Annotated in this window: 21 protein-coding genes, 2 pseudogenes and 1 riboswitch; of the genes and pseudogenes, 16 read left to right on the forward strand and 7 right to left on the reverse strand. The window is 47.4% G+C overall.

Going from position 1 to position 16,445, the window contains the following annotated elements:
- The first annotated feature begins 12 nt into the window (after window positions 1–12).
- The gene (locus BAMF_RS26820; protein WP_013351842.1) at window positions 13–906 is read left to right on the forward strand and encodes an RluA family pseudouridine synthase; all 894 of its coding nucleotides are present in this window, start codon (window positions 13–15) and stop codon (window positions 904–906) included.
- A gap of 33 nt (window positions 907–939) precedes the next feature.
- Here the strand turns inward: BAMF_RS26820 and prpE are convergent, their stop codons facing one another.
- Window positions 940–1,689 carry a bis(5'-nucleosyl)-tetraphosphatase PrpE gene (gene prpE / locus BAMF_RS26825; RefSeq protein ID WP_013351843.1) on the reverse strand — a complete coding sequence of 250 codons (750 nt, stop codon included), beginning with the start codon at window positions 1,687–1,689 and terminating at the stop codon, window positions 940–942.
- Between the two features lie 226 nt (window positions 1,690–1,915).
- Here prpE and BAMF_RS26830 point away from each other — a divergent pair.
- The 11 genes and pseudogenes from BAMF_RS26830 to BAMF_RS26875 form a co-directional block, all read left to right on the forward strand.
- Window positions 1,916–2,479: pseudogene (locus tag BAMF_RS26830) on the forward strand (cation:proton antiporter); the annotation flags it as partial.
- Between the two features lie 79 nt (window positions 2,480–2,558).
- Window positions 2,559–2,705 (forward strand): TrkA C-terminal domain-containing protein, encoded by a 147-nt coding sequence (locus tag BAMF_RS41810; RefSeq protein WP_232502503.1) that lies wholly within the window; start codon window positions 2,559–2,561, stop codon window positions 2,703–2,705.
- Window positions 2,706–2,758: 53 nt separating this feature from the next.
- A riboswitch (TPP riboswitch) is annotated at window positions 2,759–2,867 on the forward strand.
- An 86-nt stretch (window positions 2,868–2,953) separates the two neighbouring features.
- Window positions 2,954–3,664, forward strand: coding sequence for a thiaminase II (gene tenA, locus BAMF_RS26835; protein ID WP_013351845.1), 711 nt, complete (start codon window positions 2,954–2,956; stop codon window positions 3,662–3,664).
- Window positions 3,639–4,256, forward strand: a complete 618-nt coding sequence (gene tenI, locus BAMF_RS26840; protein WP_014470610.1) for a thiazole tautomerase TenI — start codon at window positions 3,639–3,641, stop codon at window positions 4,254–4,256. The genes tenA and tenI overlap by 26 nt, the downstream gene beginning before the upstream one ends.
- On the forward strand, window positions 4,240–5,349 hold the full coding sequence (gene thiO / locus BAMF_RS26845; RefSeq protein ID WP_013351847.1) for a glycine oxidase ThiO: 1,110 nt from the start codon (window positions 4,240–4,242) through the stop codon (window positions 5,347–5,349). The genes tenI and thiO overlap by 17 nt, the downstream gene beginning before the upstream one ends.
- Window positions 5,346–5,549 (forward strand): sulfur carrier protein ThiS, encoded by a 204-nt coding sequence (gene thiS, locus BAMF_RS26850; protein ID WP_013351848.1) that lies wholly within the window; start codon window positions 5,346–5,348, stop codon window positions 5,547–5,549. The genes thiO and thiS overlap by 4 nt, the downstream gene beginning before the upstream one ends.
- The gene (gene thiG / locus BAMF_RS26855) at window positions 5,546–6,316 is read left to right on the forward strand and encodes a thiazole synthase (protein ID WP_007610655.1); all 771 of its coding nucleotides are present in this window, start codon (window positions 5,546–5,548) and stop codon (window positions 6,314–6,316) included. Before thiS ends, thiG begins: the two co-directional genes overlap by 4 nt.
- Window positions 6,313–7,323 carry a thiazole biosynthesis adenylyltransferase ThiF gene (gene thiF, locus BAMF_RS26860; protein WP_013351849.1) on the forward strand — a complete coding sequence of 337 codons (1,011 nt, stop codon included), beginning with the start codon at window positions 6,313–6,315 and terminating at the stop codon, window positions 7,321–7,323. The genes thiG and thiF overlap by 4 nt, the downstream gene beginning before the upstream one ends.
- 22 nt (window positions 7,324–7,345) lie before the next feature.
- A complete protein-coding gene (gene thiD / locus BAMF_RS26865) occupies window positions 7,346–8,158 on the forward strand; it encodes a bifunctional hydroxymethylpyrimidine kinase/phosphomethylpyrimidine kinase (RefSeq protein WP_013351850.1) in 813 nt (270 codons plus the stop codon).
- A 130-nt stretch (window positions 8,159–8,288) separates the two neighbouring features.
- Complete coding sequence (gene fabI, locus BAMF_RS26870) at window positions 8,289–9,065, forward strand: enoyl-ACP reductase FabI (RefSeq protein WP_013351851.1); 777 nt, start codon at window positions 8,289–8,291, stop codon at window positions 9,063–9,065.
- Window positions 9,066–9,162: 97 nt separating this feature from the next.
- A complete protein-coding gene (locus tag BAMF_RS26875; protein WP_013351852.1) occupies window positions 9,163–9,750 on the forward strand; it encodes a CotO family spore coat protein in 588 nt (195 codons plus the stop codon).
- Between the two features lie 57 nt (window positions 9,751–9,807).
- On the opposite strand, the gene cotZ is transcribed toward BAMF_RS26875, so the two are convergent.
- The 5 genes and pseudogenes from cotZ to BAMF_RS26900 form a co-directional block, all read right to left on the reverse strand.
- Window positions 9,808–10,251 carry a spore coat protein CotZ gene (gene cotZ, locus BAMF_RS26880; protein ID WP_013351853.1) on the reverse strand — a complete coding sequence of 148 codons (444 nt, stop codon included), beginning with the start codon at window positions 10,249–10,251 and terminating at the stop codon, window positions 9,808–9,810.
- Between the two features lie 148 nt (window positions 10,252–10,399).
- Complete coding sequence (locus BAMF_RS26885; RefSeq protein ID WP_013351854.1) at window positions 10,400–10,882, reverse strand: CotY/CotZ family spore coat protein; 483 nt, start codon at window positions 10,880–10,882, stop codon at window positions 10,400–10,402.
- Window positions 10,883–11,031: 149 nt separating this feature from the next.
- Window positions 11,032–11,532 (reverse strand): spore coat protein, encoded by a 501-nt coding sequence (locus BAMF_RS26890; RefSeq protein ID WP_013351855.1) that lies wholly within the window; start codon window positions 11,530–11,532, stop codon window positions 11,032–11,034.
- Window positions 11,533–11,624: 92 nt separating this feature from the next.
- The gene (locus BAMF_RS26895) at window positions 11,625–11,939 is read right to left on the reverse strand and encodes a hypothetical protein (protein ID WP_013351856.1); all 315 of its coding nucleotides are present in this window, start codon (window positions 11,937–11,939) and stop codon (window positions 11,625–11,627) included.
- Between the two features lie 37 nt (window positions 11,940–11,976).
- Window positions 11,977–12,364: pseudogene (locus tag BAMF_RS26900) on the reverse strand (spore coat protein).
- Between the two features lie 170 nt (window positions 12,365–12,534).
- Between BAMF_RS26900 and BAMF_RS26905 the strand changes: the two are divergent.
- From BAMF_RS26905 to spoVIF, 4 genes are all read left to right on the forward strand, one after another.
- A complete protein-coding gene (locus BAMF_RS26905; RefSeq protein ID WP_013351858.1) occupies window positions 12,535–12,891 on the forward strand; it encodes a DUF1360 domain-containing protein in 357 nt (118 codons plus the stop codon).
- 288 nt (window positions 12,892–13,179) lie between these two features.
- Window positions 13,180–13,377 carry a hypothetical protein gene (locus BAMF_RS26910; RefSeq protein ID WP_013351859.1) on the forward strand — a complete coding sequence of 66 codons (198 nt, stop codon included), beginning with the start codon at window positions 13,180–13,182 and terminating at the stop codon, window positions 13,375–13,377.
- 91 nt (window positions 13,378–13,468) lie between these two features.
- A complete protein-coding gene (locus BAMF_RS26915) occupies window positions 13,469–13,630 on the forward strand; it encodes a YjcZ family sporulation protein (protein ID WP_007610678.1) in 162 nt (53 codons plus the stop codon).
- Between the two features lie 166 nt (window positions 13,631–13,796).
- On the forward strand, window positions 13,797–14,051 hold the full coding sequence (spoVIF, locus tag BAMF_RS26920) for a sporulation-specific transcription regulator SpoVIF (RefSeq protein ID WP_013351860.1): 255 nt from the start codon (window positions 13,797–13,799) through the stop codon (window positions 14,049–14,051).
- A gap of 67 nt (window positions 14,052–14,118) precedes the next feature.
- On the opposite strand, the gene BAMF_RS26925 is transcribed toward spoVIF, so the two are convergent.
- On the reverse strand, window positions 14,119–16,404 hold the full coding sequence (locus tag BAMF_RS26925; protein ID WP_013351861.1) for an ATP-dependent helicase: 2,286 nt from the start codon (window positions 16,402–16,404) through the stop codon (window positions 14,119–14,121).
- Window positions 16,405–16,445: the final 41 nt, after the last annotated feature.

A 16,445-nucleotide genomic window follows, 5' to 3' on the forward strand; every position in this document is an offset into this window, starting at 1 on the left:
AGAGGAAACGGATTGAAAAACTTTTTTATCCAAAAGAACATTTCTGCCCCGGAAGCCGGGATGACGGTAAAAGAATATACGGCGCAGCTCGGCATTTCAAAGCGGCTTCTCGCTGATATTAAATTCGGCGGCGGAGACCTTCTTGTAAACGGAGAGCACGTAACCGTCCGCACCGTGTTAGCGGCCGGAGATGTGCTTAAGATTGAATTCCCAAAGGAGCATGTGAGTGAAACGCTTTTGCCTGAGCCGGTTCCGCTTGATATCCTTTATGAAGATGACCATGTGCTTGTGGTCAATAAACAGCCGTATGTTTCCTCAATTCCATCAAGAGAGCACCCGTCCGAAAGCATCGCGAACGGAGTGATCAGCCACTATCGTAAAAACGGCGTGCAGTCAACAGTTCATCTTGTCACCCGTCTTGACAGGGATACATCGGGAGCGATGCTGATCGCCAAGCATCGGCTTGCCCATTCCCTTTTGTCGGCAGCGCAGAAGAAGGGCCTTGTTAACAGGCGGTATCTCGCTGTCGTACACGGCGTCATTCTGCAGAAAGAAGGAACGGTGGACGCGCCCATCGGAAGAAAGCCCGACAGTATTATTGAGCGGATGGTAACGCCGGAGGGACAAAAAGCAGTGACGCATTTTCAAGCGGAAAAAGCGGGACATGCGTCCACGCTTGCAGCGTTACGTCTGGAGACGGGGCGGACGCATCAAATCCGGGTGCACATGAGTTATCTCGGCCATCCGTTAGTCGGCGATACACTGTACGGCGGAAAAAACGAGGGAATTGCACGGCAGGCTCTTCACAGTGAGCTGCTTTCATTTGTACACCCCATGACCGGAGAAACGCTCGTTTTTCATGCCCCCGTTCCTGACGATATGAAAACATTGATTGAACACATATAAAGCCCGAACCGTTAACCGGTCTCGGGCTTTTTTTCATGTCTGCGTGCCGTCATCCTCGCGAAATCGTGATGCATCATACGGCATTGAGCTTGTTACAGAAACGGTTTCGTGCTCCGGAAAACGAAAGCCTGTCAGCTTATTGCCGAAGACACAGCCTGTATCAATATTGATCGTACGGTTGACGATCCGGGGGCGTTTTACCGGGGTATGGCCGTAAACCACCCATGCTTTGCCTTCATAAGCGGCAGCCCAGTCTCTTCTGACGGGCCTGCCGTCGGGATAGGTTTCTCCCGTGATATCACCGTACAGAACAAACTCCTTCACCTTACGCGTGTATTTACCGATATCGTCAGCTTTTATGCCAGCGTGGGCGACAACGAGCTCGCCGTTATGTAAAATGTCGTAAAGCGGCGCTGACTCATATAATCGGATAAACTGTCTGGATATTTCCGTTCTGTCAGCGGGAGACAGCTCTTTCAGTTCCGCTGCCGTTGTTTCCAGTCCGTGCATCACTTTTACGGGGTTTCCTTTTAAGTAGCGATACAGTTTGTTGCAATGATTTCCCGGGACATAACGTACGGCTCCTTTTTCATATGCTTTTGTCACAAAACGCATCACCTCAACGGATTTAGGGCCTCTGTCGGTTAAGTCCCCCGCAAAGACAAGCGTTCTGCCTTCAGGATGGACGGGCGTTCCGTCTTTCACTTCATATCCGAGCTTTTGCATTAGAGCGATCATTTCATCATAACATCCGTGTATATCGCTGATGATGTCATAAGCCATTTGTGTCAGCCTCCTTTGAACGGTTTTTTATTTATTATGGGGTTAATTCCTATACCTAATTACGCCGTTTTGGCACAAATTAAAAAAAGAATTAAAGAAAATAAAGCCTTATCACTTTTTTTTCGCGGTCAGCCTTGTTAGAATATGCGTTATGTTTTTAAAAAAGTAAGGTTTTGTCCGCATTAAGCGGGCTTTTATAACCCTTGTTTTAAGGAGGTATTTACTAATGGAACACACATCAGTCGCATCTTTAGTCGTCGTTCTGATCGTCGCTTTTTTGACTCCGCTCCTTCTGCATCGGTTTAAGCTCAGCATTCCGGTTGTCGTCGCGGAAATCATCATGGGGCTTATTATCGGAAAAAGCGGCCTGAATCTCGTCGTTCAGGGAGACACATGGCTGGAGACGCTGTCTGTCCTCGGCTTTATCTTTTTAATGTTTTTAAGCGGTTTGGAAATTGATTTTTCGTCATTTGAGAAAGGGAAGAAAAAACAATTCCTTCCGAACGGCAAGGAAGCGCCCAACACGTTTTCTGCCGCACTGATTATATTTTTCGGCATCTTTATTTTATCATTGCTGCTGTCCTACGGCTTTGTCTTAGCCGGTTTTATTCAAAACGCATTTTTAATGACGCTTATTATTTCGACGATATCACTCGGAGTGGTGGTTCCGACCTTAAAAGAAGAAAGGATCATGAACTCCAATATCGGCCAGATCATTTTGCTTGTCGCCGTTATTGCGGACTTGGCGACGATGATTCTGCTCGCTTTCTTCTCTTCTCTTTACGGTGACAAACGAAGAGTCTTCGCTTTATCAGATCAATCTGGAAAACACGGCGTATAACGGCATCATTCTCCGGGAATTTCCGCTGATGGGCGATGTGATTTTCGTCCGGATTTTCAGAGGTGTGGACAGCATCGTTCCGCACGGAGACACGCGGCTGAAAACAGGAGACCGTCTCATCGTTACAGGCTCGCGCAACTACGTGTCGGAACTGAGAAACATTCTTGAAGCTTGACCAAATTGCAATTCGTGATAAGATAGAAGGCATAACAAGTAAATAATCAATCGTATGACCACTAGGGGTGTCCTTCATAAGGGCTGAGATAAAAGTGAGACTTTTAGACCCTCATAACTTGAACAGGTTCAGACCTGCGTAGGGAAGTGGAGCGGTATTTTTTTGGGTTCCTTTTATCCATATAAATTCCAAACCACTTTTCCGATGCGGGAAAGTGTTTTTTTTATTTTATCAGGGGGGAAGATATAATGACATTTTCTGAAGAATGCAGACTGGCGGCAGCCGAATGGTGGGACGGAAGTTTTGTTCATCCGTTTGTAACGGGAATCGGTGACGGAAGCCTGCCGATCGACCGTTTCAGCTATTACGTGCTGCAGGATTCCTACTACTTGACGCATTTTGCAAAAGTTCAGGCGTTCGGAGCCGCATATGCCAAAGACTTGTTTACGACGGGCAGGATGGCGGGCCACGCTCAGGGTACATATGAAGCAGAAATGGCGCTGCACCGCGAGTTTACGGAGCTTTTAGGAATTACAGAAGAAGAACGTGCGGCCTTTAAACCGGCACCGACGGCTTATTCTTACACGTCTCATATGTACAGATCGGTAATGAGCGGCCAATTTGGAGAAATTTTAGCTGCGCTTCTGCCTTGCTATTGGCTTTATTATGAAGTCGGCGAACACTTAAAGGAATGCAAACCGGAACATCCGATTTATGAAAAATGGATCGGCACATACGGCGGAGACTGGTTCAGACAGCAAGTCGAAGAACAGATCAGCCGTTTTAACGAGATTGCTGAAAGCAGCACAGAGGAAATCCGCGCGAAAATGAAAGAGAATTTTGTGATTTCAAGCTATTATGAATATCAATTTTGGGGAATGGCTTATCAAAAAGAAGGCTGGTCCGGAAAGGGCGGAAAAGAGGTGGAGTCCTTTGGAGCTGCACGCGGTAACCGATAATCGCAAGCCCGTTGCCGAGCTGGCGGAGGATATTCTTTCGATTCAGCATGAAGTGAGCTTTATCCATATCCGTGAGCGGGACAAAACAGCGGGAGAGATCATGCAGCTTTTGGCACTTTTGAAAAAAGGCGGCGCCGATAAGGACAAATTGGTTATTAATGACCGGGCGGATGTCGCGCTTTTTGCCAATATACACCGTGTTCAGCTTCCGGCCCGCAGCTTTTCCGTCAAACAGGTGCGAAACAGATTTCCCCATCTTCATATCGGGCGTTCGGTTCATTCGCTGAAAGAAGCGGTCCAAGCTGAAAAAGAAGATGCGGATTATGTGGTGTTCGGCCATGTATTTGAAACCGAATGTAAACAAGGACTTGAAGCAAGAGGCATCAGCCTGCTCTCAGATATTAAAAGCACGCTTTCTATCCCCGTAATCGCAATCGGCGGAGTGACACTGCAGACAATCGGAAAGGCAAAGCAGGCGAAACCGGACGGAATTGCCGTCATGTCAGGCATTTTCTCAGCTGAAAATCCTGAGGAAGCGGCAAAACGGTATGCACGCGCAATAAGGGAGGCCGATTATGAAGAAGCACTATGAAACGGCGGTTATCGGCGGCGGAATTATCGGGTGCGCCATTTCTTATGAACTGGCGAAGACTCAAAAGAACGTTGTCTTGTTTGAAGACGGTGCGATCGGCCGAAAAACGACAAGCGCTGCTGCGGGAATGCTGGGTGCTCATGCGGAATGTGAAAACCGGGATGCGTTTTTTGATTTCGCCATGTACAGCCAAAGACTGTATGAAGCGGCAGGGCGCGAGCTGGAGGAGGCTTGCGGCATTGACATCAGGCGCCATAACGGCGGAATGCTTAAACTGGCGTATACCGAAGAAGACATTATCCGTTTACGAAAGATGGATGATTTACCTTCCGTCACTTGGCTTTCAGCGGAAGAAGCCCTTGAAAAAGAGCCGTACGCTTCAAAGGACATTCTCGGCGCAAGTTTTATAAAAGACGATGTCCATGTCGAGCCGTATTATGTCTGCAAAGCGTATGCAAAAGGGGCGCGGCGCTATGGCGCTGATATATATGAGCATACACATGTGACCGCCGTTAAACGGGTGAACGGAGCATTCTGTATCACAACATCCGGCGGGGATGTTTATGCTGACCAAGTCGCAGTTGCAAGCGGTGTATGGAGCGGCCGGTTTTTCAGCCAGCTCGGCTTGGGACAGCCTTTTTTCCCTGTGAAAGGAGAATGCCTTTCTGTGTGGAATGACCATATCCCGCTTACCAAAACCCTTTACCATGGTCAAAGTTATGTCGTCCCGAGAAAAAGCGGCCGGCTTGTCATCGGTGCCACAATGAAACAGGGCGACTGGAGCGATACGCCTGACATCGGCGGGATCGAAGCCGTCATCTCAAAAGCGAAAACCATGCTGCCCGCCATCGAACATATGAAAATAGACCGGTTTTGGGCGGGGCTCAGGCCGGGTACAAGAGACGGAAAGCCGTTTATCGGGCGGCATCCTGAAGACAGCGGCATCATATTCGCCGCCGGCCATTTTAGAAACGGCATCTTATTGGCCCCGGCAACGGCTGAAATGGTGCGGGATATGATCCTGGGGAAACAGGTGAAACATGAATGGGAAGAAGCGTTTCGAATTGATCGCAAGGAGGCGGTTCACATATGATCCTTCAGCTGAACGGAAAACAAATTGATTGGGATCGAAAAGAGGGAACGGTTCAGGATTTGCTCGAATCGTATCAGCTTGATCACAGAATCGTAGTTGTAGAGAGAAATAAAGAAATCATTGAAAAAAAGAATTATGAAAATACAAGTTTGTGTGACCGGGATGTCATAGAAATTGTTCATTTTGTAGGAGGCGGATGAGGATGTTAACAATAGGAGGAAAGCAGTTTCAGTCAAGATTGCTGTTAGGAACAGGTAAATATCCGAGTTTTGAGATTCAGAAAGAAGCGGTGGCGGTTTCGGAATCAGATATTTTAACCTTTGCGGTGCGGCGGATGAACATCTTTGAAGAGTCTCAGCCAAACTTTCTCGAACAGCTTGATTTATCTAAGTACACGCTTCTGCCGAATACAGCCGGCGCCGCAACGGCTGAAGAGGCAGTCAGAATTGCAAGGCTTGCCAAAGCTTCCGGACTTTGTGACATGATAAAAGTAGAAGTTATCGGATGCAGCCGGTCACTTTTGCCTGATCCGGTTGAGACATTGAAAGCATCAGAACAGCTGCTCGAAGAGGGATTTATCGTTCTGCCGTATACGTCAGATGATGTCGTGCTCGCAAGGCGTCTTGAGGAGCTCGGAGTTCATGCCATTATGCCGGGCGCTTCACCGATCGGTTCAGGCCAGGGGATTTTAAATCCGCTGAATCTTTCCTTCATCATTGAACAGGCGAAGGTGCCGGTCATTGTCGATGCCGGCGTCGGGTCTTCCAAAGACGCGGCCTACGCGATGGAGCTCGGGGCTGACGGCGTGTTATTAAATACTGCTGTGTCAGGCGCTGATGATCCGGTCAAAATGGCCCGGGCAATGAAGCTTGCCGTAGAAGCGGGCCGCCTTTCTTATGAAGCCGGCAGAATACCGGTGAAAGATTACGGAACTGCAAGCAGTCCGCGTGACGGTCTTCCGGTATGACGGACAGATATTCCAGACAGGAGCTGTTTCAGCCGATCGGTCCCTCAGGCCAGCAGAAGCTCCGTTCGTCTCATGCCATGATTATCGGTGCGGGTGCGCTCGGCACGGCAAGTGCGGAGATGCTTGTCAGAGCAGGAGTCGGGAAGGTAACGATCGCCGACAGAGATTATGTGGAGTGGAGTAATCTCCAGCGCCAGCAGCTTTATACCGAAGACGATGTCAGACAGGAAATGCCGAAAGCCGCGGCAGCAGAAAAGCGGCTGCGATCTATAAACAGTGATGTAGAGGTAGAAGGTTTTGTCATGGATGTCACTGCGGAAAACGCACCCGGATTGATTTGTGACGCATCCCTTATCGTGGATGCCACTGACAACTTTGAAACAAGGATGATTGTGAATGACGCGGCTGTACAGAAAGGAATTCCCTTTCTGTACGGCGCCTGTGTCGGAAGCTACGGACTTTCATTCACCGTCATACCCGGTGTCACGCCGTGTCTTCACTGTCTGCTTGAGACATTGCCTTTAGGCGGAATGACATGCGATACGGCGGGAATTATCAGCCCGGCTGTCCTGCAGACGGCCGTTTTTCAGGCTGCAGACGCGCTGAAGCTGTTAACGGGCGAACCTGTTGAGCATGTTCTCCGTTCGTTTGATTTATGGAAAAATGAACGGTCAGAAATAAACGTCGCCCAGCTTAAGTCGGCTGATTGTCCAAGCTGCGGCACAAATGATTTTCCGTTTTTATCTTATGAAAATCAGACGAAAGCGGCGGTTCTGTGCGGCCGGAACACGGTACAGATCAGAACGGGGATATCCGAACAGTTTGATCTGCAAAGGCTTGCGGAACAGCTCAGGCGGGCGGGGCTTGACGTGTCAGCCAACCCGTATTTAATTTCGTTCCGCGCAGACAATGTCAAGATGGTTTTGTTTCGTGACGGAAGAGCATTAATTCACGGTACAAGTGATATCAGCAGAGCGAAATCCTTTTATCATAAATGGATCGGATAATGTGAAAGGAGAGAAAAACAGCATGAGCATATGCAAAGCATTGACGATTGCCGGGTCAGATTCAGGAGGCGGCGCCGGTATTCAGGCCGATCTCAAAACCTTTCAGGAGCTCGGTGTCTTCGGAATGTCAGCCATTACAGCGGTAACCGCCCAGAACACATTGGGCGTTCACGGCATCTATCCGCTCACCAGGGAAGCGCTGGGCAGCCAGATCGACGCGGTGGCGGAAGATTTACGGCCTGACGCGATAAAAACGGGGATGCTGTGGAGCGCAGAGATGATTGCGGAAATAGCGGAAAAAATAGATCAGTACGGGCTGGATCATCTCATCACCGACCCCGTCATGATTGCCAAAGGAGGCGCTTCCCTGCTGCGGGTGGAATCACAGGCCGCGTTAAAAGAGCTGCTGATTCCGCGCAGCTATGCGGTTACGCCGAATGTTCCGGAAGCTGAGGCATTGACGGGGATGGAAATCCGCACGTTTGAGGACCGGAAAAAAGCGGCTGAATGCCTTTGCAGGCTTGGCGCAAAAAACGTCATCATAAAAGGCGGACATCAGCCGGAACAGGGGAAAATCGTTGATTTATTATTTGACGGTTCGTCTTTTACCCAAATCAGTCACGCCTATATTGACACCAAACATACTCACGGAACAGGCTGCACGTTTGCGGCTGCGCTGACGGCGGAAACCGCAAAGGGAGAACAGATTCAAACCGCGTTTGAGATAGCCGCCAATTTTGTGCGTGAAGCGGTGGAACATACGCTCGGCATCGGAGCGGGACACGGCCCGACCAATCATTTTGCCTTTAAAAGAAACAGTCTGCAGACGAGATAAAAAGAGACCGCTTCGACACCCAGCGGTCTTTTTCCCATGCTTTCAATCTGGACAAGGTTATGATATGATAAAAATTAAGATCAGGTACTAAAACTATGTCTTTAAGACGATTACAGGAGGCTTTATACATATGAATTTTTCACTTGAAGGCCGCAACATCGTTGTGATGGGCGTCGCCAATAAACGCAGTATCGCCTGGGGAATCGCCCGCTCGCTGCATGAAGCCGGAGCGCGCCTCATTTTCACATACGCAGGAGAACGCTTGGAAAAATCAGTTCATGACCTTGCGGCTACATTAGAAAGAAATGATTCTCTCATCCTTCCGTGTGATGTGACAAATGACGCTGAGATCGAAACTTGCTTTGCGAGCATTAAAGAGCAGGTCGGCGTGATTCACGGCATCGCGCACTGCATCGCGTTTGCAAACAAAGAAGAGCTTGTCGGTGAATATTTAAATACGAACCGTGAAGGATTCCTGCTTGCGCATAACATCAGTTCTTACTCTCTGACAGCGGTCGCAAAAGCGGCGCGTCCGATCATGACTGAAGGCGGAAGCATCGTTACACTCACTTACCTCGGCGGAGAGCGCGTCGTTTCAAACTATAACGTAATGGGTGTGGCAAAAGCGTCTCTTGATGCGAGCGTCAGATATTTAGCCGCTGACTTAGGAAAAGAAAACATCCGCGTCAACAGTATTTCAGCAGGCCCGATCCGCACGCTGTCTGCAAAAGGAATCAGTGATTTCAACTCTATCCTGAAAGAAATCGAAGAGCGCGCACCGCTGCGCCGCACGACAACGCCTGAAGAAGTGGGCGACACGGCTGCATTCTTGTTCAGTGACCTCTCAAGAGGCATCACGGGCGAAAATCTTCACGTTGATTCCGGTTTCCATATTACCGCACGTTAATTGACAAGCAGTCCCTTTCAGGGATTGCTTTTTTCTTTCTTCTGATTTTAATCATTCTGTCATATAGATAAAACATGACAGAATCGGAGGGATGAAGATGTCAAAACAAAACAGAAGCGCGGACAAAAAACCGCTCATGTATATTGTTCAGCCGGATTATACAGACACGCAATCATCAATGCAGGACATATTAATCAAAAAAAGGAAAGCACATCAGCCGCCGGAAGAAGAGCCGGCGTTTGGAAAGCAGGAGGAAGAATGTAAGACTCAGCCCGACGGAGCCGCGTCTGCCAAACCGGAAAATCAGACGCCTGTACAGCACAGCCGCGCGGAGGAAGCCTCTCAAGAAGTTCCGGCGCAAGTGCAGGAAGCTGCTGATGAACCTGACACCGCTGAAAAAGAGCCTGAAGCGGTTCACAATGACGCCCCGGAGGAGAAAGTTCCGCCGAAGCGCGTGAAAAAGCCGATGAGCAGAATGTCCATTGTTGAAAAAATTGATTTCTTAACGAAGCTGCCGCATAATATGCCGCGGGCGCTTTGTCTGATAGAAGCCAACGGGAAAACTTACAGAGGCGTGATCGTCGGCAGAAAAAATGATGCCATCTATTTGAGGACGACGAGCAACGGTGCGCCTGCGGAGCTTGCCATTAGCGATATCACCTCGCTGCATCCGCTCGGTTTTTAACCATACAAAAAGCTGCCTGAATTCTTTAATCCGGCAGCTTATTTTTATGCTTTTCGATTAAGAATGTGTGCGGTTCAGCAGTCTCGGGTTCAGGCAATTGATGGCGCAGAAGCTGTGAAGATCGACTTCAATGCAATAGTGTGTTTTTTCTAAACGGAATACATCGCAGACAGAATCTTTATCTGTAAAATCAAGAATGTGCTTATGCTCGTCAAAAGCAATAAGCAGGCTTAATGTGGCACATCCGTCACAGACTCTTTCAACCCTGAAAAAAACGGTATTAAAGCACGGGCCGTTATCCAGCTCGCCGACATTTCCGAACGCGACAAACGGCGCTGATTTAGAAGTGAAAAGCACAAATGGCACTGTATCGCCTAATGAATAACCCGGCGATAAAAGGTTGGAATAGCATCCGGCCGGACATTCTTCCTCAACCGCATTTTGCAGGTCTTCAATATTTTCTACTGCTTCACGCACACAGTATGTTGTATTCTTGCTCATAATATCCCTCCTGACTTCACGTTTTAAATGGTACCGGATTAAACGATATCGGAGAGTCAGCCGCCCGGACGTCCGGGCGGGCTGATGATTGCATCTGTAATAGAAGGTTGGAAGGGGATTCTCCTTTAGAAAAGATGCGAATCAATGACTATCCGTGGTGCTTTTTCTCTTTGTGCGGCGCAGGCCGGTCGACAAGCTCCGGTGAAAGGCATTGAATGGCGCTGAAGCAGCTTAGATCAACTTCAATGCAAAAATCTGTTTTTTCTAAACCGAAGAAATCCGGATCACAAGGATGGCAGACGCTGAGGGTGTCGCCGTGCACATCTACGGGGCGCAGTATTGAAAGCGTCGCGCAGCAATCGCAAACTCTTTCTGCCCGGAAGAAAATAGACTCGAAGCACTGGCTGTCATCCGCAAATCCTCCGACGTTTCCGAATGTGGAGAACAAACCGCCTTTTTTATCAAACAGGAGAAACGGGATGGTATCTTTACCGGTAACCGTCGGGCTTAACAGATTGGAATAGCATCCAGTCGGGCATTGTTCTTCAACAGCCTCTTGCTCTGCTAAAATCTTCTCGACTGCATCGCATACACAATTTTCATCTCGGCCATGGTGTTTTCCGCAGCTCATGGATTTCAGCTCCTTCTTTTAGGGTATTTGACTTTTGTCTTTAACAACATATGTACGCGTGCTTCACTTGGTGTGGGTGAACGTCTATATATTCATCATATGCGGAGAAAATAAGAAAAAGCAGAGCGTTTTTAGCTCTGCTTTTCTTTTTAGAGGACGAGGGTGATGACTAAGACAGCAATCAGTAAATTTGTCGCTGTTGAGATCAGCACTGCGATATCGGCATCTACTGTTGTCACGTTTACGCCGCGGGAGTTTTCGATGAGCAGTTTTTGACGATTGATTTGTTTGTTAGCTGTTAGCTGCAATAAGTCTTGCGCGACCAATTCAGCGATGACTCCGTCAGCGATTGAAGTGAGAGTGGCCGTTACGACTGCTGCATTAATTGCTGTCATGACTGAAGCGACTGCTTGAACGTCTGTTGACGTCACGTTAATATCACAAGAGTCTCTGATAATAATCGCTTCTTCAGAAACTTGTTTGTTGATATTCGCCTGAGCCAGGTCTTGGTCAAGGAAGGCATTATCTTCGCCGAATCCGTTTCCGTTACAGCAAACATTACATCTTCTGCCTTCTTTTTCTTCTTTTTCTTCTCGCGGATGTTCGCATTCAGGATCAAGTGCAACCCAAGAGTATGGTCTGCTTTCCATATCTATTCCTCCTTTTCTTTTACTATTATTAAATGAGCCGGCCCCTTACTTTGACTCAGGCATATATCCTGATAAAAATCACTATTTTTTAGTTATTGACCGGGATTTTGGCGTCTTTGCCGGAGCTGTTCGATTAATTGTTCTCTGCGGGTTTGCGGATTTGTCTGCTGTTCTTGCGCTTTTTCCTGCTCTTTTTTCTGTTTCTGGCTTTCAAGAAAAGCTTCTGATTTCGCCTGCATGTCTTTGACTAATGCGATCAGCATTTCTTTTTCTTCATCAGGTATTTCCCGCATTTTATCCTTTGTCACGCCGTGTTTTTTGAAGACATTGCTGACAAGCACTTTTAAAAGCGGATCCACTTCTGGTAGATTTTCGAGTTCTTTTTTTAATTTTTCGTTATCTGCCATTTGTTCTCACCTCTATTTAAATATTTGAAAAGAAAGGTTAAAGGATGTCTAGTTCAGCAAAAAGTATGTTTAATAATTGAAATAAAATTTGTACAAAGGCCATAATATCGTCTGCTGTCAGTGTGATTTTAATATTGCGGCTGTTCAGGACTTGAATGACGGTTCCTTTTTTTTATCTGGCAATCATCCAGGATCAGCAGTTCGGTTACCATTTGGTCGGCTGTGTCTTCATCTGCGATCACGAGCTGTGTCGCGAGGATAATCGCCGTAGTAACTGAGGCTTGTATAGAAAGAGCGGCCGTTATATGTGTTGTATCTATTGTGACATTTTCGCAATCAATCACTTCGATCGTCTGCTCGAATTCGTTGGATAATTGTTCGTATATTTGCGGTTGCAGTGTTTCGACTTTTTCTTCAAACGACATAACCTTCACTCCTTTCTCATTCATACTTTATATAATGCAAATGAAACGCTGAGCGGAATAAGAAAAACAACTAAACCGCACCTATTTTTTTACCGGACAAGGTGCGATTCATGAAGATCAGGGTTTTCGCATATGTATAAAGAGGTCATGTTTTAAAAAGGAGTGAACAGGTGGTTATCAATTGGCTTTCATTTATTCTGTTATCGTTTGCCGTTTTTCGGCTGGCAAGGCTTTTCGTATTTGACACCATTATGGCGCCGCTCCGGAGCCTTTTTCATGAGGAAAAAACAGAAACCGCACCCGACGGTACGACAGAAACCTACATTGTCATAAAAGGGAAAGGCATCAGGGCATTTATCGGTGAACTTCTCAGCTGCTACTGGTGTACGGGCGTATGGTGCGCCGCCTTTTTAATTGCGGCGCAGATTGTGATGCCGCAGGCTGCGCAATGGCTGATTTTACTTTTAGCCATAGCCGGCGCGGCAGGGATCATTGAAGCTGCGGTGTCACGTCTTCTTCAGGAATAAGGCGGTTCCATCAGCAACTTGCCGTCACTTTCTGCATAAAATGGCATATATGACATAAGGAAAGGAAGGATCACCATGAATCAATCAAGCAAACCTTCCCAAAACTCTCCATACAAATCAACTGAGTATCAGCCTTACGGAAAAAAAATTAAAAAGAAAGGCTGCGGCTGCGGCCAAAAGAAAAAACCGAAATAGCCGTTTTCTAAAAGAAACCGGAGATTCCGGTTTTTTTGTTTTTTGGCTGAACACCGGACCCTGTTCCGCATAGATCATAGGAGGGGGGATGTTATGAATATATTTGAATTGTTAATAAACGGAAGATACCGCCGGCACAATCAAAATCAGCGGGAACATAACAAACATATCTTTTCTATTGAAAAGCAGCTGTCTGAGTTTGATGAAGCGGGATTGCGCTTTGAGAAATGGATAGATGTGTTTGCCGCTGAAACCGAAGCAAAACTGAAGAAAAATGAGCATTCTCAATAAAATAAATGAAATCCGCACCGGCCCTATGCATTTATCCAAGCCAAACATGTCTGCTCACATAGAGTATAGAGAGTAAAGGAGGTGCTTAGATATGGGATTCGGATATGGCGGATTCGGTGGCGGCTATGGCGGTTACGGCGGCTGCGGCGGATACGGCGGTGGCTATGTCGGAGGCGGATACGGCTCAACATTTGTTCTTGTTGTCGTATTGTTCATCCTTCTGATCATTGTCGGTGCATCCTTTTTCGGCTAAACCTTAGCAAGACCCAGGATAAGCGCGGGATCGTTCAGTCCCGTGCTTGCCTGATGTATGAAGGAGCATGAAAACGGGTGTGCAGAATTTTTCCGTTGTCTTACGGGCACATGTTCCACGCTTTGTTCATACAATATCGTATTACTCCACAAAAAGGAGGCACAACATGGATAATCAATTTTTCAAAAATATTGAGAAGAAAACAGGCGTCAGCATGAAGGATGTTATGAATCTCGCCGGATCACTGCAAAATGCCAATTTCAAAGATGAAAACACGGTGAGAGGCGTCATTCAGAAGGTATCCCAGCTGGCTAACAAGCGTGTACCGAAAGAATTGGAAGACAAAATCGTTCAATCTATTACAAGCGGAAAAGAGAAACTTGATTTTGGCACCATTTCTAAAATGATGAACAATAAATAGGCGTCAGCCGGCCTTATTGAAAGGCCTTTTTATATGAGAAAAGCCCGGCAGTCATCTGCCGGGTTCTTTATATCTTGAGTGCGCTCCGTCTGTCCATCCGCAGAAGGGGCTCGAGAAACCTTGAACTGCGGGCTGTTTTTCCCCGCCTGTTCGCAGGACATGATACATATAAATGCTGCATGGCCCTTGTCATTGCGACGTACAGAAGCCGTCTTTCTTCCTCGAGCGGAGCGGGATCGCCCTGTCTCGCCGTCTCAAGCGCAAAGTCATGAGGGATCGAGCCGTCAGCCGCGCCTAAAATATAGACCGTATTGAATTCAAGACCTTTCGAGCGGTGAATGGTCAGCAGTTCGACGCCGTTTTCATTGGTTTTCAGATTCTCGGCGGCGCGCATATGATCGACATGCGCAAGAAAATCCGGAATGGTTTTGAATTTTTTGGCGGCCACTTTGACATCACGGAGATCATCAGAGCCTTTTTCCAGTTTATTCCCTTCGTTTCCCCGTTTTTTTAAATACTCGGAAAAGCCCATTTTGCTTTCTGCGAAGGTAATGGCTTCAACGGGTTTCATTGTCCGGATGCTTGCGAAAAACGGAACGATCTGCTTGATCTTCCCGATTTGAAACGGCTTCAGGTCAGGCAGTTTCGTCAGCGCCTTAATCATCGTGCAATCTTCTGTGATGGACAGCGCCTTTAAGGTTTGCAGGGCGGATTGCTTTAAAAATAAGGCGGGCAGCAGATCTTTCACTGCATCCGTATCATCCTCGTTCTGACTCGCATATAAGTAGGCGAGGATCTGCCGGACGATTCGGCGGCTGTAAAACGTCTGTACGCCGCGGTCGGCATGATAAGGAATCGATGATTGATGCAGTCTTTCATAAATGGCCCGTCCGGCGCTGTTCGTCCGGTAAAGAACGGCAAAATCGTCAGGGCTCGCGCCGTTTTGAATTTTCTCTTTCATATCGGAAACGATCATAGTCGCTTCTTCTTCCTCATCGTAAGGAAAAAACATCACGGGGGCATGAACACCGTCTTTGACGGCAGAAAGTGTTTTTTCATACCGTTTTTTATTTTTCTTTACGACGGCATGGGCACTCGAGACGATCGGATGCGGCGAGCGGTAATTTGCCGTTAAGTAAATGGTCTTTGCTGCCGGATAATCCTTCTGAAAATCGAGAATGAAAGACGGGCTGCTGCCGCGGAACGCATAAATGGATTGATCATCATCCCCCACGCCGCACAAGTTATTCTCAGGGCTTGCAATCAATTGCATTATTTTGTACTGTACAGGATTAATATCTTGAAACTCATCAATTAAAATATGAGAAAATCTGTTTTGATACTGTGCGAGAATATCAGGCCGGCTTTGAAACAGTTCATAACAGCCTTGAGCCATGTCATCAAAATCAAATTGCCGTTTTTCCCGCTTCTGCCGTTCGTAATGTTCGTAGAGCCTGTATACTTTTTTCTCCCAGTCATCCGCAAGCGGAATTGTCTCATGAGGGAGATACGTGTTTTTCCAGCAGCCGATCAGCTGAAGCGCTTGGTCGACGGGAAACTCTTTCTCATCCAAGTTTTCTTCATAGAGCGCCTTTTTCACATATTGCTCTCTTTGCCACTCCATTTTTAAGAGCTGGCTGCCGTTCCATTTTGAAGAATCATAATGATAGAGTATTTTATAGAAAAAGCTGTGGAATGTTCCGGTCACGAGGCGGGAGACTCTCCCGGCTGCCAGCCCGTACTCATTTGCCATCCGCTCTTTCATTTCGGCCACGGCTTTTGTCGTAAAGGTCACAAGCAGCATGTTCTCAGGTGAAATGCCGAGATGTTCAATCATATGGGCAGCGCGTGCCGTCAGCACCCTTGTTTTTCCGCTTCCAGCTCCGGCAAGCACGAGCAAAGGCCCGTCCGTTTCTGTGACGGCCCGCATTTGTTCACGGTTCAGTCCGATACCGGGAAACAGCGATGTATCAGCTGCCTCAGATGTCGGTGAAAACGGCTCGGGGGCAGGCACTTTTTTCGGGCTTTTCCATTCTGAGACGATCGGTTTCGAACTCTCGGAAATGGCTTTTCCTTTCGGCAGGCGGAACATGCCGGCTTCCTTATACTCTTCTTTTTCTTTCTCCGCTTTTGGCTCCTTCGCCTCGCATGCTTTTTCACAGGCGGTGAAATCTCCCTTTTGCCGGTGATAAAACGCCGGCTGCTCTAAAATGGAAAGCCGCATCAAGACAGGCTGGTCACAATGTGCGCAAAAAATATTCCCTTTTTGGGCTTCTTCAAAAAGGAATTGGTAATGTTCTCTAGAATATGTATGTAAATGTATCGTTCGGTTATTCAGTCGGGCGCATTTCAAAAAGGGGTCCTCCCATTAAAAGGTGTTCATCCATTTGATAG

Origin of the sequence: Bacillus amyloliquefaciens DSM 7 = ATCC 23350, from assembly GCF_000196735.1 — a bacterium.
GTDB lineage: Bacteria > Bacillota > Bacilli > Bacillales > Bacillaceae > Bacillus > Bacillus amyloliquefaciens.

What these genes read in the sequence shown, in the direction of transcription:
- prpE (WP_013351843.1), bottom strand. Translation starts at nt 1,689, where the DNA reads ATGGCTTATGACATCATCAGCGATATACACGGATGTTATGATGAAATG.
- BAMF_RS41810 (WP_232502503.1), top strand. Translation starts at nt 2,559, where the DNA reads ATGGGCGATGTGATTTTCGTCCGGATTTTCAGAGGTGTGGACAGCATC.
- tenA (WP_013351845.1), top strand. Translation starts at nt 2,954, where the DNA reads ATGACATTTTCTGAAGAATGCAGACTGGCGGCAGCCGAATGGTGGGAC.
- thiO (WP_013351847.1), top strand. Translation starts at nt 4,240, where the DNA reads ATGAAGAAGCACTATGAAACGGCGGTTATCGGCGGCGGAATTATCGGG.
- thiS (WP_013351848.1), top strand. Translation starts at nt 5,346, where the DNA reads ATGATCCTTCAGCTGAACGGAAAACAAATTGATTGGGATCGAAAAGAG.
- thiG (WP_007610655.1), top strand. Translation starts at nt 5,546, where the DNA reads ATGAGGATGTTAACAATAGGAGGAAAGCAGTTTCAGTCAAGATTGCTG.
- thiF (WP_013351849.1), top strand. Translation starts at nt 6,313, where the DNA reads ATGACGGACAGATATTCCAGACAGGAGCTGTTTCAGCCGATCGGTCCC.
- thiD (WP_013351850.1), top strand. Translation starts at nt 7,346, where the DNA reads ATGAGCATATGCAAAGCATTGACGATTGCCGGGTCAGATTCAGGAGGC.
- fabI (WP_013351851.1), top strand. Translation starts at nt 8,289, where the DNA reads ATGAATTTTTCACTTGAAGGCCGCAACATCGTTGTGATGGGCGTCGCC.
- BAMF_RS26875 (WP_013351852.1), top strand. Translation starts at nt 9,163, where the DNA reads ATGTCAAAACAAAACAGAAGCGCGGACAAAAAACCGCTCATGTATATT.
- cotZ (WP_013351853.1), bottom strand. Translation starts at nt 10,251, where the DNA reads ATGAGCAAGAATACAACATACTGTGTGCGTGAAGCAGTAGAAAATATT.
- BAMF_RS26885 (WP_013351854.1), bottom strand. Translation starts at nt 10,882, where the DNA reads ATGAGCTGCGGAAAACACCATGGCCGAGATGAAAATTGTGTATGCGAT.
- BAMF_RS26890 (WP_013351855.1), bottom strand. Translation starts at nt 11,532, where the DNA reads ATGGAAAGCAGACCATACTCTTGGGTTGCACTTGATCCTGAATGCGAA.
- BAMF_RS26895 (WP_013351856.1), bottom strand. Translation starts at nt 11,939, where the DNA reads ATGGCAGATAACGAAAAATTAAAAAAAGAACTCGAAAATCTACCAGAA.
- BAMF_RS26910 (WP_013351859.1), top strand. Translation starts at nt 13,180, where the DNA reads ATGAATATATTTGAATTGTTAATAAACGGAAGATACCGCCGGCACAAT.
- BAMF_RS26915 (WP_007610678.1), top strand. Translation starts at nt 13,469, where the DNA reads ATGGGATTCGGATATGGCGGATTCGGTGGCGGCTATGGCGGTTACGGC.
- spoVIF (WP_013351860.1), top strand. Translation starts at nt 13,797, where the DNA reads ATGGATAATCAATTTTTCAAAAATATTGAGAAGAAAACAGGCGTCAGC.